Origin of the sequence: Ilyomonas limi (assembly GCF_005233845.1) — a bacterium.
Classification (GTDB): Bacteria; Bacteroidota; Bacteroidia; order Chitinophagales; family Chitinophagaceae; genus Ilyomonas; species Ilyomonas limi.
In genome coordinates this window covers 119038-136674 of the sequence record NZ_SZQL01000008.1, presented here as the reverse complement: position 1 = coordinate 136674, position 17637 = coordinate 119038, and the positions used below count along the sequence as shown (strand labels likewise).

At 39.8% G+C, this 17637-nt stretch carries 7 protein-coding genes; all 7 read left to right on the top strand.

The annotated features are described in order from the left end of the window. The first annotated feature begins 29 nt into the window (after positions 1 to 29). Positions 30 to 2411 carry an ABC transporter permease gene (locus FC093_RS11615; protein ID WP_137261953.1) on the top strand — a complete coding sequence of 794 codons (2382 nt, stop codon included), beginning with the start codon at positions 30 to 32 and terminating at the stop codon, positions 2409 to 2411. Positions 2412 to 2567: 156 nt separating this feature from the next. Beyond that, positions 2568 to 4937, top strand: a complete 2370-nt coding sequence (locus tag FC093_RS11610) for an ABC transporter permease (RefSeq protein ID WP_137261952.1) — start codon at positions 2568 to 2570, stop codon at positions 4935 to 4937. Between the two features lie 66 nt (positions 4938 to 5003). Continuing rightward, positions 5004 to 7406 carry an ABC transporter permease gene (locus tag FC093_RS11605; RefSeq protein ID WP_137261951.1) on the top strand — a complete coding sequence of 801 codons (2403 nt, stop codon included), beginning with the start codon at positions 5004 to 5006 and terminating at the stop codon, positions 7404 to 7406. Positions 7407 to 7562: 156 nt separating this feature from the next. After that, a complete protein-coding gene (locus FC093_RS11600) occupies positions 7563 to 9980 on the top strand; it encodes an ABC transporter permease (RefSeq protein WP_137261950.1) in 2418 nt (805 codons plus the stop codon). Positions 9981 to 10097: 117 nt separating this feature from the next. Continuing rightward, positions 10098 to 12521, top strand: a complete 2424-nt coding sequence (locus FC093_RS11595; protein WP_137261949.1) for an ABC transporter permease — start codon at positions 10098 to 10100, stop codon at positions 12519 to 12521. 102 nt (positions 12522 to 12623) lie between these two features. After that, positions 12624 to 15050 carry an ABC transporter permease gene (locus FC093_RS11590; protein WP_137261948.1) on the top strand — a complete coding sequence of 809 codons (2427 nt, stop codon included), beginning with the start codon at positions 12624 to 12626 and terminating at the stop codon, positions 15048 to 15050. A 117-nt stretch (positions 15051 to 15167) separates the two neighbouring features. Further along, complete coding sequence (locus FC093_RS11585; protein WP_137261947.1) at positions 15168 to 17627, top strand: ABC transporter permease; 2460 nt, start codon at positions 15168 to 15170, stop codon at positions 17625 to 17627. Positions 17628 to 17637: the final 10 nt, after the last annotated feature.

Here is a 17637-nt window from a genome sequence, read left to right as displayed (position 1 = left end):
AAGGAACCTTCAACATATAAATCAAGTTTATGTTTACCAACTATCTCAAAATTGCCTGGCGCAATTTGCTCAAGAGCAAAGCTTACTCACTCATCAATATTTTAGGTCTTGCAACTGGCATGGCAGTGGCACTGCTTATTGCATTATGGATATGGGATGAACTCACTTTTGATACCTATCATGCCAACCATGCAACGCTGGCGCAGGTAATGACCACGCAAACTTTTAATGGTGAAACAGGTACTGGCCAAGCGGTAGCCATGCCGTTGGGTAATGAACTGCGCACCAAGTATGGCAGCGATTTTAAGAATATATCTATGGCTTCGTGGAATTTTGGGCATATACTGGCGGTGGGTGATAAAAAGATAAGCAAAGAAGGCATGTGGGTAGAACCCAATTTCCCTACTATGTTTTCTTTAAAGATGAAGAAAGGAGGCATCAACGGACTTCAGGACCCTTCATCAATACTGTTGAATGAATCGGTTGCAAAAGCGTTATTTGGCAATGCAAACCCCATTGGTAAAACAGTAAAGCTTGATAATAAAGATAACTACAGTGTAGCGGGGGTATATGAAGATTTGCCCCGCAATACAACATTATACGCAACAACCATCCTGCTATCCTGGAATAAGTATATTACTACAGAGGAATGGCTGAAAAATGCTATGACACAATGGGGTAATCATTCGTGGCAGGCATTTGTGCAGGTAAATGATAACATAGATATAAGCAAGGAATCTGCTAAGATTAAGAACGCATCTATGATCCATTTAGATGCAGCAAAAGATGGTAAGGAAGAACTAGTGCTGCAACCTATGGACAACTGGCGTTTGTATAGCGAATTCAAGAATGGTAAAGTGGTGGGCGGACGCATCCAGTTTGTGTGGCTCTTTGCTATTATCGGCATATTTGTTTTGCTGCTCGCTTGCATCAACTTCATGAATCTAAGTACTGCGCGCAGTGAAAAACGTGCTAAAGAAGTGGGAATTCGCAAGACTGTAGGCTCGTTAAGAAAACAGTTAATCGGACAATTTTTAAGCGAGTCGGTAGTCGTTGCCCTCATTGCTTTTATATTCGCTATTATCCTGGTGGTATGTTTACTTTCTTTTTTTAACGGCATTGCAGATAAAGATATGTCCATACCCTGGAGCAATCCATTCTTCTGGTTGTTCTCTTTGGCGTTTACATTTTTTACGGGCTTAATCTCCGGCAGCTATCCGGCATTTTATTTATCCAGCTTCGAACCCATCAAAGTATTAAAAGGTACATTCAAGGTAGGGCGTTTTGCTTCGTTGCCACGCAAGGTATTGGTAGTGGTGCAGTTTACTGTGTCCATTACACTCATTATAGGAACTATCATTGTTTTTAAGCAAATACAATATGCTAAAAACAGACCTGTAGGTTATACAAGAGAAGGATTGATCATGGTTGATATGACCACCCCTGATTTGTATGGACACTATGATGCGATAAGAAATGATTTGCTTGCAACCGGTGCAGTAGAAAACATGGCACAATCATCCAGCCCATCCACAGCCGTGTATTCTAATCAAATTGGTTTTGATTGGGAGGGTAAAGATCCTAATTCTTTGCCTCTGTTCGGAATAGTTGCTACTACCTGGGAATTTGGTAAAACGATTGGCTGGCAAATAAAAGAAGGTCGCGATTTTTCGAGGGATTTTGCTACCGATAGCAGTGCATTGATACTTAATGAAGCTGCCGTTAAGCTGACCGGTTTAAAGAATATTGTTGGTAAGAATATTAAGTGGAATGATGGAAATTATACAGTAGTAGGTGTAGTAAAGGACATGGTGATGGAATCGCCTTACGAGCCTGTGAAGCCAACTATTTTTACGATGAACACCAATTGGGCAAATACTATTACCATTCGTATAAAGCCTACAGTATCAATGCAGGAGGCGCTGGCTAAAATAGAAACAGTGTTTAGAAAATATAACCCCGGTGCGCCCTTCGATTACAGGTTTACCGATGAAGAATATGCTAAGAAGTTCTCAGATGAACAGCGCATTGGCAACCTCGCTACTTTTTTTGCCATCCTTGCCATATTTATTTCTTGCCTGGGTTTATTTGGTCTCGCCTCTTTCGTTGCTGAGCAACGTACCAAAGAGATTGGTGTGCGCAAAGTATTGGGTGCATCGGTGTTTAATCTGTGGCAAATGTTATCGAAAGACTTTGCATGGCTCGTAGCTATTTCGTGTGTGATTGCCGTTCCTATTGCCTGGTATTATTTGCATCAGTGGCTTCAAAATTATCAGTACCGAACAGATATATCATGGTGGGTATTTGTAGCTGCTTGTTCGGGGGCTTTAATCATTACACTCATTACAGTCAGCTTTCAGGCAATCAAAGCTGCATTAGCCAATCCGGTGAAGAGTTTAAGAAGCGAATAAAAGTTCCACCCAATCCTGTCTGCCGACAGGCAGGCCCTGCTGAAGGGGAGGCTTAAAACAGCTTAAAAAATGAAACAACTCAAATAATAATCAAACTTAAAAGTCCTCCCCTGTCTGCCAACAGGCAGGCTTCAGGGAGGATTCAGGAGGTCTCTTATGTTTCGCAATTATTTTAAAACCGCATGGAGAAATATAGTCAGAACAGTTGGTTATAGTATATTGAATGTTGCAGGTCTTGCGATTGGGATGGCTGTTGCTTTGCTGATTGGCCTTTGGATATATGATCAATATTCCTTCGATAAATTTTTACCCGAATATCAATCGGTTTATCGTGTGCAGCGAAACTTTGACAGCAATGGTGATACACTCACTTTTCAAACCACATCATTAAAACTTGCCGATGCATTGCGCACACAAATTCCGGAAATAGAATATGTAGCCGAAAGTGATTGGACAAGCGGTCATGGATTAGTTGTGGATAATAAGAAATTATATCTTAATGGTGCAATCGCCGGTACTGATTTTTTTAAAATTTTACAATACCCGTTTCTTGAAGGTAATGCAAACACTGCGTTCCGAGATGCTTATTCTATCGTGCTTACACAATCTTTAGCAAAGTCGCTTTTTGGTAGCGAAGATGCTTTGAATAAAACAGTTCGCTTTGATAATGCGCACGATCTTAAGGTAACAGGGATTATAAAAGATATTCCGGCAAATGCAACTTTCAGTTTTAATTATGTTGTTCCTTCTGCTTATGTCTATGCTACTAATCCTTCAGTTAAAAAAGATGGGCTAAGCAGTTTTGGAAATAACAATCTCCAGATTTTCGTAAAGCTAAAATCCGGAATCCCGTATGCGCAGGTCGCGCCAAAAATCAGAAACATAGAACATACCGAAAAAGGCAATATCAATGCAATGAGCTCTTATGTTACACTGCAACCTATGGAGCGCTGGCATTTATATTCAAACTATGTAAATGGAAAAGACACTGCAGGCTTTCTTGAGTATGTAAAAATCTTTTCTATTATTGGATTGCTGGTGTTGATTATTGCCTGTATCAATTTCATAAATCTCACCACTGCACGTTCAGAAAAAAGAGCAAAGGAAGTGGGTATAAGAAAAGCTATCGGTTCGCAAAGAAAAGATCTGGTACTGCAATTTTTGATGGAAGCATTTTTGCTAACAACCATTGCTTTTGTTTTTGCAGTATTGTTTGCATGGTTGTCGTTGCCTGCATTCAATACATTAACCAAAAGTCATATTATCATGCCATTTAATAATAGTTACTTCTGGATGGTAATGATTGGTTGCTTGGTTGCAACAGCTTTGCTTGCCGGCAGCAGACCTGCATTTTATCTTTCTTCGTTCAACCCTGTAAAAGTTTTGAAAGGGGCAATACAGGCAGGCAGGTCTTCCTTATCAAGAAAAGTATTAGTAGTTATACAATTCAGTTGTTCTATTGCATTAATCATAAGTACAGTTATTATTTATCAGCAAATACAGTATGCTAAAAACAGACCAACAGGGTATAGTTTAAACAGGTTGCTGGCTACCAACATCAACGATGATTTGTATAAAAATTTCACTGCATTAAAAAATGAGCTGATAGCAAAAGGAATTGTGTCGTCAATCACAACTGCAACAAGTCCTGCAACAGACGTCTGGTGGCATTCAGATGTTGATCAATGGTCTGGTAAAAACGCAGGCGAGACAGTAGAGATGGGAACCATACTCGTATCGGAAGATTATTTTAAAACAGTTGGCATGAGCATGCGTGAAGGAAGAGATTTTTCTAATGCTTATGACAGCACGAGTGTGATATTTAATGAAGCGGCTATAAAAAGATTACGGTTAAAAAATCCTGTTGGTCAAAAGATAACATGGCAGGACAAACAATATACCATTGCCGGAGTTGTAAAGGATGCACTGATGTTATCGCCATTTAAAGCTGCAGACCCAACCATGTTTTATTGTTTGCCAAATCCGCAGGGCATATTGTTATACAGGTTATCACCACAGATAACAACACAGGATGCAGTTGCACAACTCACTGCCATTTTTAATAAATATGACCCTGCTTATCCATACACTTATGCTTTTTCAGATGAAAATTATGCTTCAAAATTTAATCTTGAGGTGTTGATTGGGAAAATTGCAGGTTTGTTTGCAGCACTTGCCATTTTTATTTCTTGTCTCGGTTTGTTCGGTCTGGCTGCGTATGTTGCCGAACAACGCACCAAAGAAATTGGCATCCGCAAAGTGCTGGGTGCATCTGTGCAACAGATTTGGTTGTTACTATCAACAGATTTTATTGTATTGGTATTGATAAGCTGCCTTATTGCCGTACCAATATCATTTTATTTTTTACACAGCTGGTTGCAGAATTATGATTATCGAATTAACATCGGTGTTGGTGTTTTTGTGTTGGGCGGATTAATGGCATTGCTGATTACTATCGTTACTATCAGCTTTCAGGCTATTAAAGCTGCATTGGCAAATCCGGTGAAGAGCTTGCGAACGGAGTGAGTGTGAGAGGCGATGTGAGAATAATACGTGTATAAGTTCATTTTATCATTTGTAACTATACGATATATGATAAAGAATTATTTTAAAACTGCTATTCGAAATCTCTGGAGAAATAAAACAACGAGTACTATTAACTTGTTTGGATTGGCAGTTGGAATGACGGCTGCGGTGTTTATTTTTTTATGGGTGCAGAATGAAATCAGTTTTGATGATTATCATCCTGACAAAGAAGATATATTCAGAATTATCAATGCCATTCAGATAAATAAAAATGAAGCCTGGATATGGGAAAATTCGCCCATGCTGATGGCAGAAACAGCGCAAAAAGAAATACCGGAGGTGGTACAAACTGCGCGGGTGATTGCCAACTCATGGGGCGGGCCGGTATTCAATATTAATCATCAGCTTTATACCGAAAAGACAAGCGCATACATAGATAAAAGTTGGTTCAGTATGTTTCACTACAACTTTGTACAAGGCCGTGCTGCTGCTTTTGCAAAGGACCCGTTTAGTATTATACTAACTGAATCTAAAGCCAAAAAATATTTTGGCAATATCCATAATGTTGTAGGGCAAATTATCCGGGTAGATACAGTGAATTATACAGTTCAGGGTATAATAAAGGACAATCCTGTAAACTCCAGTTTTCAGTTTGATATATTGATGCAGATGGACGGGCGTTTAGCAAACCCTCAAACGTATAAAGACGATAAAACCTGGAACAACTTCGGGTACATTACCTTTCTTAAATTACATCCTCATGCAAATCTAAAACAGGTAGAAGCAGGGCTGAATGCTATTATTAATAAAGCCAGAACAAACGATAATGACACTATTACATTAGCGCCTTTGCAAAGCATGTATTTTGAAAATGACCTGCAGTCTTCCAGCATGCCGCACGGCAATAGAAAAACCACGTATATCTTTATTATTTTAGGCATGTTGTTGCTGGTAACGGCTTGCGTAAATTATGTAAATCTTACTACTGCTAAAGCCAGCCTTCGCGCCAAAGAAGTGAGTGTGCGCAAGATTGCAGGTGCTAAACGAAGTAACCTTTTTGGGCAGTTTATTGCCGAATCATTAACCATTAGTATTGCTGCTTTACTCATTACATTATTGTTGTTGCAATTGCTGCTGCCTGTTTTTAATGCCATTACAGAAAAGCATTTTGAACTGCCGCTTTCATCTATTGTCATGTGGAAAATACTGATCGGGACTTTATTGTTTGCAACGATATTGAATGGTATCTATCCGGCTGTACTGCTATCTTCTTTCAAGCCATTAGCTGTATTCCGAGGCATTAATATTTTAAATCTTCGCGATGGTGCAGTGCGCAAAGGGTTAGTGATATTCCAGTTTGCTTTATCCATGATTTTAATTGTAGGTGCTATCGTCATTTACCGGCAATTAAATTTCATACAAACTACCAATCCAGGCTATAATGTATCTCAAATCATGTCGCTTCAAATACCTTATCAGGTTTACGAAACATTAGATGATAAAGCGCAACAAACGTTTTTTACTGCAATGAAAAAAGACTTGCAATCGCAAAGCAGTATTGCCGATGTATGTGGAGGTAGCAACGAAATTGTGAATGTTACCAGCTATAGCTCAGGCAATGCAGATTGGGATGGAAGAGATACTACTTACAATCCAGCTATAGCGAGACTTTCGGTAGATGCGGAGTTTAAGAATATGTTTCAATTACAAATGAAGCAAGGCCGCTGGTTTGATGGCAGCAGTGCGGATGAGCACAATTATATTTTAAATGAAACGGCTGCAACAGCATTTAAATTGCATAAACCCTTAATAGGACAGCGGTTTACCTGGGGCGGCGATACGGGGCAAGTGATTGGCGTAGTGAAAGATTTTTATTACAAAAGCCTGCACGAGAAGATAGGGCCGATGGTCATTACCAATCAAAAAGAAAGGGCTGCTTATTTTTTTCTCAAAACCTATCCCGGCAATATTCAGCAGGCTATTAGTGCAGCCGAAAAAGTATGGGGAAAATATGTACCCAATCAGCCATTTACTTATAATTTTTTAGATGATAGTTTCAATACACTTTACAAATCGGATATAAAAACATCGAGGCTGATTCTAGTTTTTTCGGCTATTGCTGTCATCATCTCTGCATTAGGCTTGTTTGGCTTAGCTGCGTTTACTGCTGAGAGAAGAACAAAGGAAATAGGAATAAGAAAAGTATTGGGCGCAAGCGTTACACATATTGTCAGCCTGTTGTCTAAAGATTTTGTGATGCTTGTTTTAATTGCTATTCTCATTGCATCGCCGCTTGCATGGTTGCTAATGAATCAATGGTTGCAGGATTTTGCTTATAGAATCAATGTAGGTGCCTGGATATTTATTGCAGCAGGCTTGCTTGCTGTTTTTGTTGCTATCGTATCAGTAAGTGTGCAGGCAATCAAAGCTGCATTAGCTAATCCGGTGAAGAGTTTAAGAAGCGAATAAAAGCTCCGCCCAATCCTGTCTGCCGACAGGCATGCTCCTCTAAAGAGAAGGCTTAAAACAGCTTAAAAAATGAAAAGTAAATTATAATCAGACTTAAAAAGTGCTTCCCTGTCTGCCGACAGACAGGCTTTAGGGAGGATTCAGGAGGGCTCTTTTATGTTCAAAAACTATGTAAAAGTTGCACTGCGCAATTTGTGGAAGAACAAAGCTTTTTCTGCTATTAATATCATTGGCTTAGCAGCAGGCCTGGCTGTTTGCCTATTGATTGTTTTGTATGTAGTAGATGAGTTGAGCTACGACAAGTACAACAAAAATGCAGCCCGTATTTATCGTTTGGATGCCGACATTTACTTTAATAATACACAGGCCATTTTTGCGGTGGCACCCGATCCGCTGGCACCTGCTTTAAAAAGAGATTTTCCTGATATAGAAGAAATAACAAGGGTTAATTATCAGAACGACGTACTGGTAAAGAAAGACAACCAGAATGTAAAAGATCATCATGCTGCTTTTGCGGATTCTACTTTTTTTAAAGTGTTTACAGTACAGATGCTACAAGGTAACCCGGCAACCGCTTTAACAGAACCCAATTCCATTGTAATTGATGAAACTACTGCAAGAAAATATTTTAACTCCACTAATGTGGTTGGTAAAACATTATATATAGATAATTCAACCAATTGCAAAATAACCGGTGTTATAAAAGACATACCAAGGCAATCGCATTTTCATTTCAGCTTTATTCGCCCCAGAGGTAAAGACAATGATTCGTGGCTTAGCAACAACACGTACAATTATGTGCTGGTAAAGCCCGGTGTTACAAAGCAAAAGCTGCAAAGCGAGGTGAATGCAACTATTAATAATTATCTGGGCAAAGAGCTGCAGGAGCAACTGCATGCTTCCTTAACGGATATGGAGAAAAAAGGCAATCATTTTATTTATCATGCAACGCCGCTTACCGATATTCATTTACATTCGGATAAACAATATGAAATAGAAGCCAACGGCAATATAACGTATGTATATATTTTTTCGGTGATTGCCATTTTTATTTTGCTGATTGCCTGCGTCAATTTTATGAATCTTTCTACGGCACGTTCGGCCAACCGGGCAAAAGAAGTAGGTATACGAAAAGTGGCCGGTTCGTTGCGTTCGCATCTTATCATACAATTTTTAACCGAATCTGTATTACTCAGTTTCTTTTCCATGCTTATAGCTATTGCTATTGCAGCATCGCTGCTGCCATTGTTCAATCAGTTAGCCAATAAAGAAATGCACGTAAGTACGTTATTTTCTACCTGGTTGTTCCCGGTAATGATTGTACTGGTATTTGTTGTAGGATGTATTGCCGGCAGTTATCCCGCATTTTATTTATCCTCTTTTCAGCCCATACAAGTATTAAAGGGCAAGATTGCCAAAGGCTTTAAAAGCAGTTGGCTGCGTAGTGGATTAGTTGTATTCCAGTTCAGTATTTCCATTATACTGATCATCGGCACCATTGTAATTTACAATCAACTCGATTATATCCGCAGCAGAAAAATTGGTTACAACCGCGACCAGGTGCTGGTGTTGCACAATGCGTGGTACCTCGATAAGCAAATACATAGTTTCAGAAATGAATTATTAAATCTTCCTGGTGTAACCAATGCAACCATCAGTGGCGACCTGCCTACGGGAATCAATTTTGATAATGAAGGCTGGTTTCGCGATGCCACTTTTGATGCAAGCAGGGTGGTGGTGCTCACCAACTTTTATGTGGATGAAAACTACATTCCAACGCTCGGTATGCAAATGGCACAAGGCAGAAATTTTTCAAAAGATTTTCCTTCCGATTCTACAGGCGTTATTTTGAACGAGGCGGCTGTAAAAGTGCTGGGCTTTAAAGATCCTTTTAAAGAAATCTTGTATCGCCCCGATTTTTCTAATGGAAATATCAATGGAGCAATTGCTTACCATGTGGTTGGTGTGGTAAAGGATTTTAACTTCAGTTCGATGCATAGCAATGTAGGTCCGCTTATCATACAGTTGAGTGAAAATTGGGGCAGCATTGCAGTGCGCATCAACTCAAAAAATATTCCGTCATTAATCAACAGCATACAAGCCAAATGGAACAGCATGGCACCGGGGCAGCCCTTTAATTACACATTTATGGATGCTGATTTTAATAACATTTATACTGCTGAACAGCAAACAGGTAAACTGTTTATTACGTTTGCCGTATTTGCCATTTTCATTGGTTGTTTGGGTTTGTTTGGATTAGTGACTTATGCCGCCGAGCAACGTACCAAAGAGATTGGTGTGCGCAAGGTTCTGGGCGCGAGTGTAAGTGGTATTGTTGCCATGCTATCGAAAGATTTTGCAAAACTGGTACTAATCGCTTCGCTCATTGCTTTTCCGGTTGCGTGGTGGGCTATGAATAAGTGGCTGCAAAGCTTTGCTTACCGTATTAATATCAGTTGGTGGGTATTTGTGGTTGCAGGTATTGCTGCTATTGCCATTGCATTAATTACTGTTAGCTTTCAGGCAATTAAAGCTGCTGTTGCAAACCCGGTAAAGAGTTTAAGAACGGAGTAAAAGCTCCGCCAAACTTCTCTTGAAGGGAAGGCTTTAAAACAGCCTGAAAATAGGAAAGTAAATTATAATCAAACCAAAAAGTTCTCCCTACAGGGAAGATTCAGGAGGGCATCATCTATGTTTAAAAACTATCTCAAAATTGCCTGGCGAAATACCCTGCGTCATAAGGCGTATGCAGCCATTAATATTTTTGGCTTAGCCATTGGCATTGCAGCTTGCCTGCTCATTTTGCAATACGTATCATTTGAATTAAGCTTTGAAGATTTTCAGGTAAATAAGGATAGAATATATCGCGTGCAACAAGACCGCTATGACAACGGAAAGCTGAGTACGCAATGGGCTTCGGGTGCCTACGCAGTTGGTAATTCCTTTAAAGATGCCATACCTGAAATAGAAGATTATGTAAAAGTTGTTGGAAACGGAAGAGTAACTGCTGAGATTGACAACCAGCCTGTAAAGATTGAAAAAGTATATTTTGCGAGCAGTTCTTTCTTCAACATATTTACTTATCCATTAATTAGCGGCAATAAAGGTACGGTACTGAAAGAGCCTTTTACGGCAGCACTCTCCGAAACTACCGCCCGGAAACTCTTTGGTACTACCAATGTGGTTGGCAGACCGTTAGCACTTAACCGAAACAGCAATTACACCATTACTGCTGTGTATAAAGATGCACCGGTGAATACTCAACTCAAACCCGATATCCTGCTTTCCTATGCAACGTTTGTAAAGTGGAATACCGACTCCAGTGGCAATGGTCCCGAAACCGCGTGGTTATGGGACGGATGTCTAACATACCTGTTGTTGAGAAAAGACGCTAATCCGGCTGTAGTGGAAAAAAAGTTTATACCAGTAGTAGACCGGTTTACAAAGGAAGACATGAAGAAATACAATTCTGCAGTAATCTATCATTTACAACCCTTAAAAGACATCCATTTATATTCACATTACATGGGTGAACCCGGCGAAAATGGTGATGGTAAAACGGTTTACCTGCTATTGGGTATTGCTTTATTCATTGTGGTGATTGCCTGGGTAAATTATATTAATCTGGCGACTGCCCGGGCTATTACAAGAGCAAGAGAAGTGGGCGTACGTAAAGCTATCGGTTCAAAGAGAAAGCAGTTAATTATTCAATTTTTATCTGAGTCTGCATTGATGAACGGCTTTGCACTGGTACTTGCCATTATCATTGTGCTGATAGCCATTCCGGGTTTTAATGCACTTTCGGGGCAGCAGCTTTCTTTCTCTCTTTTTGGTCATGCCGATTTCTGGCTTGGCTTGGTCGCATTATTTGTAATTGGTGTGTTCTTTTCCGGGTTATATCCTGCGTTTGTATTATCAGGCTTTAAACCCATCGATGTGCTGAAAGGCAAAGCCGGTAGTACTAAACAAAGTGCAATCTTACGAAAGTCGCTGGTTGTATTTCAGTTTGCAGCATCCCTGTTTTTATTGATGGGTACGGTAACCGTTTATCAGCAAATACAGTACATGCGCAAACAATCATTGGGCATTAATATAGATCAAACCCTGGTTGTTCCTTCACCAATTGTGGGTATTGATTCTACATTTTTACAAAAAATAACTGCATTTAAGCAAGAACTACAGCAGCAGTCTGCCATAAAAAATATAACTGTTTCAACAAGTGTTCCCGGCGAGCCGGTAGGCTGGAATGCAGGCGGTATTAAGCTCGTAGGCGCTGATGAATCGGCACAAAAACAATATCGGGTAATTGGTGTTGACTATGATTATATACCCACCTTCGGATTGAAGATGGTTGCCGGCAGAGCATTTTCAAAGGACTTTGGTTCGGATGCGCATTCAGTAATATTCAACCGTAAAGGTATAGAGCAATTAGGTTTTAATAAACCGGAAGAAGCATTGGGTAAAAAAATTGATTTCTGGGGCGAGCAATATACCATTGAAGGCGTTACCGAAAACTTTCATCAGCAATCTTTACGCGAAGCATACGAGCCACTGATATTACGCCTCATACCTGATGTGAACGGCAGCGTCTCCATTAAAACAAGTGCGGCGCAGGCTGCTCAAACGGTACAGGTGGTGAAAGCCAAATGGAATAAATTCTTTCCCGGCAACACCTTTGAATATTACTTCCTGGACGACCATTTTAATGAGCAATACAAAGCTGATCAACGGTTTGGCCAGGTGTTCAGTTTATTTACCAGCCTTGCCATTTTGGTTGCTTGTTTGGGATTGTTTGGCCTTGCCTCTTTCACCACGTTGCAACGCACCAAAGAGATTGGTATCAGAAAAGTATTAGGTGCTTCGGTTGCCAGTATTTTAAAGTTATTATTTCGAGAGTTTGCAGTACTGCTGATAGTAGCCTTTTTGATTGCTACGCCTGTGGCATGGCTCACTACTTCCAACTGGCTGCAAGGGTATGCATTTCGTATTAGTTTACATTGGACTTACTTTGTATTGCCCTTTGTTCTCATCATTGTTATTGCATTAATTACAGTTAGTTTTCAATCTGTAAAAGCAGCCATATCTAACCCGGTGAAGAGTTTAAGAACGGAGTGATATAAGGTACGATATGCTATATCATAAGTGAACAACTACAATATAAAAGCCTAAACCCGCGTTGAATAAGATACCTTTTGATAACCCGAAACATACACTTTTATGCTACAAAACTTTTTCAAAGTTGCCTTTAGAAACCTGGTAAGGCATGTTGGTTTTTCATTTATCAATATTGCAGGATTAACATTAGGATTAACCGCTTGCCTGCTCATCGGTTTGTTTGTGTGGGATGAACATCAGTATGATAAAAATATACCTGATGGAAGCCAAATTTACCGGTTATACAATACGTACACTAATAATGACGGAACAGATGATCGTGCAGTAGTGCCGCCTATGTTTACCACCACTTTGCAACACGACTTTCCGGAAATAGAACAAACTGCAAAGGTGCTGATGTTGCCGGAAAATAAAGTGCTGTTTGAAGCAAATAACAGAAAGCTGTATGAAGTAAGTGGTTACTATGCCGACTCCAGTTTTCTGGATGTATTTGCATTGCCTTTTAAATGGGGCAGTGCTGCAGATGCATTGGATGACCCTGCCTCTATTGTTTTGTCGGAAGAAATGGCACAGCGATTTTTTGGAAATACAAATCCGGTAGGTAAGCAGATACTGATGGATAAAACGCCGATGCTGGTAAAAGGTGTGTTTAAGAAAGACCTGAAGTTTCATTTACAGTTCAACTACCTCGCTCCTATGGCGGCTGCGGGCATACCGGCAGAACGCATGCAAAGCTGGGGCTGGCAACAGTTTTACAGTTATGCAAAGCTGAAAAAAGGGGTAGATGTAGATGCATTGGAAAAGAAGTTTCAGGCGATTGTGTTGGCGAAAACAAAAGCCTTTAACCCCGATGACAGGGGCAGCAATTTGGCGCATTTACAACCTTTAGGAAAAATCCATTTGTATTCGGCCAACTTTAAGTTTGATGCAGCACAAAGAGGTAATATCACGTATGTAAACGCCCTCAGTTTAATTGCCATTTTTATTTTATTGATTGCCTGCTTCAACTTTATTAATCTCGCTACTGCCAAATCGCTGCAACGTGCCAAAGAGGTAGGCGTTCGCAAGACTATTGGTGCCGATAGAAAACAACTGATGCTACAGTTTGTTGGAGAAACGGTATTGCTCACCTTCATCAGCGTAGTTATTTCTATTATACTGGCAGTAACTGTACTGCCGTGGTTAAACGATTTTACCGGCAAGCATATTAGCACCATTTTATTTGTACAGCCGGTAACTATTGTATTGTTCATCACATTGACTTTACTGGTAGGTATAGGTGCAGGTTTTTATCCGGCATTAGTGTTGTCCCATTTTAAGCCCATTAAAGTATTAAAAGGTTCCTTTACGGGCGATGAACAACCGGGTAAAATTCCGTGGTTACGGCATGGACTGGTCATTACACAATTTGCCTTAACAGTCTTGCTGATCATCAGTGCTATTATTGTTTATAAACAGGTAGATTATCTGCACAATACCGATCTTGGTTTTAATAAAGATCAAATCCTGTTTTTTCCAATGCGCGGCGATGATATGTTTAAGAATTATGAAACATTCAAGAACGAATTACAACAATCTCCCGGAATTGCTTCTGTTTCTATTGGTTATGGTTTCCCGGGCGATGCAGTAGCCGGCGATGATATTATTGTTGACCGTAACGGTGAGCATAAAAGCCAGTCTGCAACCCAGCTGATGGTTGATTTTGATTATATCAAAACGTTAGGGTTGGAAGTAGTGGCCGGCAGGGACTTCTCCAAAAACATGCAAACTGATAAAGACCATGCATTTATCATCAATGAAACGGCAGTTAAGCAACTGGGCTTTGGCTCACCTGAAAAAGCATTGGGGCAAAAGTTGTGGTGGAAAGTATGGGGTGCTAAAAACCCCGATTCTTTAAAAGAAGGACAAGTAATTGGCGTGGTAAAAGACTTTCATTACAAGAGTTTGTACGATAGAGTAGAAACGGCCGTGTTGCAAATATTTCCGGATGCTTACTGGAAAGTAGCGGTGAAAATGAAAGCCGCAAATATTGGAAACACCATTGGTTATATAAAAAATGTTTGGAGTAAATATTCGCCTGAATACCCTATTGAATACAAGTTTTTGGATGACAATTTTGAACAGATGTACAAGGCGGAAGATAAACTGAGATCACTGCTGATGATATTCACCTGCATTGCCATATTTGTTGGTTGTCTTGGCTTATTTGGACTGGCTGCTTATACCGCCGAACGCAGAAAAAAAGAAGTAGGTATCCGCAAAGTATTGGGCGCTACCACGCAAGGACTCGTTATGCTGTTGTCAAAAGATTTCATCAAACTCGTTGTTATATCATTGGTTATTGCATCACCCGTTGCATACTACTTTATGCAACGCTGGCTGCAGGATTTTGCTTACCGCGTCAGCATTGGCTGGAGTGTATTTGCCATCGCTGCCATTGTTGCTATCAGCATTGCATTTATAACCGTAAGTTTCCAGGCAATCAAAGCTGCAATAGCAAACCCTGTGAAGAGTTTGAGAACGGAGTGATATAAGGTGCGATTTGTAATGGTAGATGTACAATTTGAATGTAGCACACGGATGATACGGAACAGAGAGTAGATATCGAAATTTTATACTGTTTTATTCAACTTATAACTGTAGCTCATGCTGATCAACTATTTAAAAATTGCCATACGAAGCATAAGAAAAAACAAGCTGTTTTCTGCAATCAATATTGCAGGGCTCGCCATTGGTATGGCGGCTTGCCTTTTGATATTACAATACGTGAGTTTTGAATTGAGTTATGATCGTTTTAATGTTAATGCCAACGATCTCTATCGCGTTACTAATGACCGCTACCGGGAGGGTAAACTGTTACAGCATGGTACCATTACCTATTCTGCAATTGGTAAAGCTTTAAAAGATGATTATCCGGAAGTAGTTGATTTCACAAGAGTAGAGCCTTACTCCGAACAGGTATTAAGTAATGGTGATAAAATGATAGGTGATGTTACTGCTTTGGCAGCAGACAATTCGTTTTTATCTATGTTTTCTTACCCGTTTATTGCAGGCGACAGCAAGAGCGGATTGCAACAGATTAATACCGTTATTCTTACCGAAACACTCGCCCGAAAACTGTTTGATATAAAAGGTAATAATTTTAATGAGATAGTTGGAAAAACAGTTGTAATTACCAGGGATAAGCAGCCTTATAAAATAACAGCCATTTGTAAAGACGTTCCCGAAAACTCACACCTGCAGTTTGATGCTTTGATTTCTTACAATACGCTATATGCAGGTAATGGAAACTGGAAAGAAGCTGATTATGATTTTACCGATTCTGATTTCTGGCAGTATATATTATTAAAACGGGGCACAGATTACAAAGAACTGGAGGCAAAGCTGGATGCTTTTAGTCAACGGCATTTTCAGGGTACAAAGGTGAGTGGCAGTGTTGAAAAGTTTCATTTGCAGCCTTTAATCAGGGCGCATTTGTATTCTGATTATGAATATGAAATTGGTAAAACCGGCAACGCAACAGTGGTTTGGGGCTTACTCATCATTGCTGTTTTAATCATCATTATCGCATGGGTAAATTATGTAAATCTTTCCACTGCAAAATCGCTGGAGCGGGCAAAAGAAGTGGGTATTCGCAAAGTAACGGGTGCCACCAGAAGTCAGTTGATCCGCCAGTTTCTTACAGAATCATTGGTGATTAATCTGTTTGCAATCGTACTTGCTGTATTAACAGTTTCACTTGTTCAAAACAGTTTTAATGCCTTAGTACAACATCAGCTCTCCTTCGCTTTCCTATTGCAAAATGGATATAATGGCTATGCTCTTACCATTGCTGTTGCTGTGTTATTAATTGCAGGCATTTTGGGCTCAGGATTTTATCCTGCTTTTGTGCTGTCTGCATTCAAACCTATATCGGTTTTAAAAGGCAAATTTGTTACTTCTTCCAAAGGAATTGTATTGCGCAAAGTATTGGTGGTATCGCAGTTTGCAATCACTATTGCGTTAATCATCGGCTCATTTGTAGTGTATAAACAAATACGGTTTTTAAATGCACAGGAATTAGGCATGAACATTTCTCAAATGCTGGTTGTAAAACCACCATTGCTTACACACTGGGATTCTACTTTTATCGGTAAAGAAAACAGCTTTAAAAATGAACTAAAACAACTGCCACATATTTACGGTGCTTCTGTTATTAGCAGAACTGCGGGCGATGAAATGTCAAGAGTTTTCAATGTGAGACGTACCGACAAAAACTTAGATGAACAGTTCTCCTTACGCCGTAGCAGTATTGATGCAGATTTCATTCCGGTGTATGGCATTAAAGTAATAGCGGGGCGAAATTTTACAGCAACTGACTTCAATCCTGACTGGGATAAACTGCATAATATTATCATCAATGCGGCTGCTGTTAAACAGCTTGGTTTCTCTTCCAGCGAAGGTGCTGTGGGTAAGAAGATTAATTTCTTTGGAAAGGATTGGGATATTGTTGGAGTGATGAATGATTTTCATCAAAAGTCTTTGCATTATCCTATTGAACCAACGATATTTCAACCAAGCTACGGTACCGATAATCCTATTTGTATAAAGGTAAATACAAAAGCATTGCCTTCAACAATAGTGGCCATCAAAACAAAATTTGAAACATTCTTTCCCGGCAACTACTTCGATTATTATTTTCTGGATGATAAGTTTAATAAGTTATATAGGGATGACGAATTGTTTGGCAAAGTATTCGGCATTTTTGCTGGCTTTGCCATTTTTATAGCTTGTTTAGGCTTGATGGGTTTATCCCTTTTTGCAACCGCACAACGCACCAAAGAAATTGGTGTACGAAAAGTATTAGGTGCTTCTGTTGCCAACATTGTGGCATTGCTTTCAAAAGATTTTATAAAACTGGTGTTAATTGCCTTTGTTATTGCCACGCCGGTAGCCTGGTTTGCCATGTACAACTGGCTGCACGATTTCGCTTACAGAATAAACATTGAATGGTGGTTGTTTGCATTGGCAGGTTTAATGGCTGTAGCTATCGCACTTGCAACAATAAGTTTTCAATCCATCAAAGCGGCATTGAGTAATCCGGTGAAGAGCTTAAGAACGGAATAATCAGCATACT

Coding starts and splice junctions, on each gene's coding strand:
- FC093_RS11615 (WP_137261953.1), top strand. CDS start 30: ATGTTTACCAACTATCTCAAAATTGCCTGGCGCAATTTGCTCAAGAGC.
- FC093_RS11610 (WP_137261952.1), top strand. CDS start 2,568: ATGTTTCGCAATTATTTTAAAACCGCATGGAGAAATATAGTCAGAACA.
- FC093_RS11605 (WP_137261951.1), top strand. CDS start 5,004: ATGATAAAGAATTATTTTAAAACTGCTATTCGAAATCTCTGGAGAAAT.
- FC093_RS11600 (WP_137261950.1), top strand. CDS start 7,563: ATGTTCAAAAACTATGTAAAAGTTGCACTGCGCAATTTGTGGAAGAAC.
- FC093_RS11595 (WP_137261949.1), top strand. CDS start 10,098: ATGTTTAAAAACTATCTCAAAATTGCCTGGCGAAATACCCTGCGTCAT.
- FC093_RS11590 (WP_137261948.1), top strand. CDS start 12,624: ATGCTACAAAACTTTTTCAAAGTTGCCTTTAGAAACCTGGTAAGGCAT.
- FC093_RS11585 (WP_137261947.1), top strand. CDS start 15,168: ATGCTGATCAACTATTTAAAAATTGCCATACGAAGCATAAGAAAAAAC.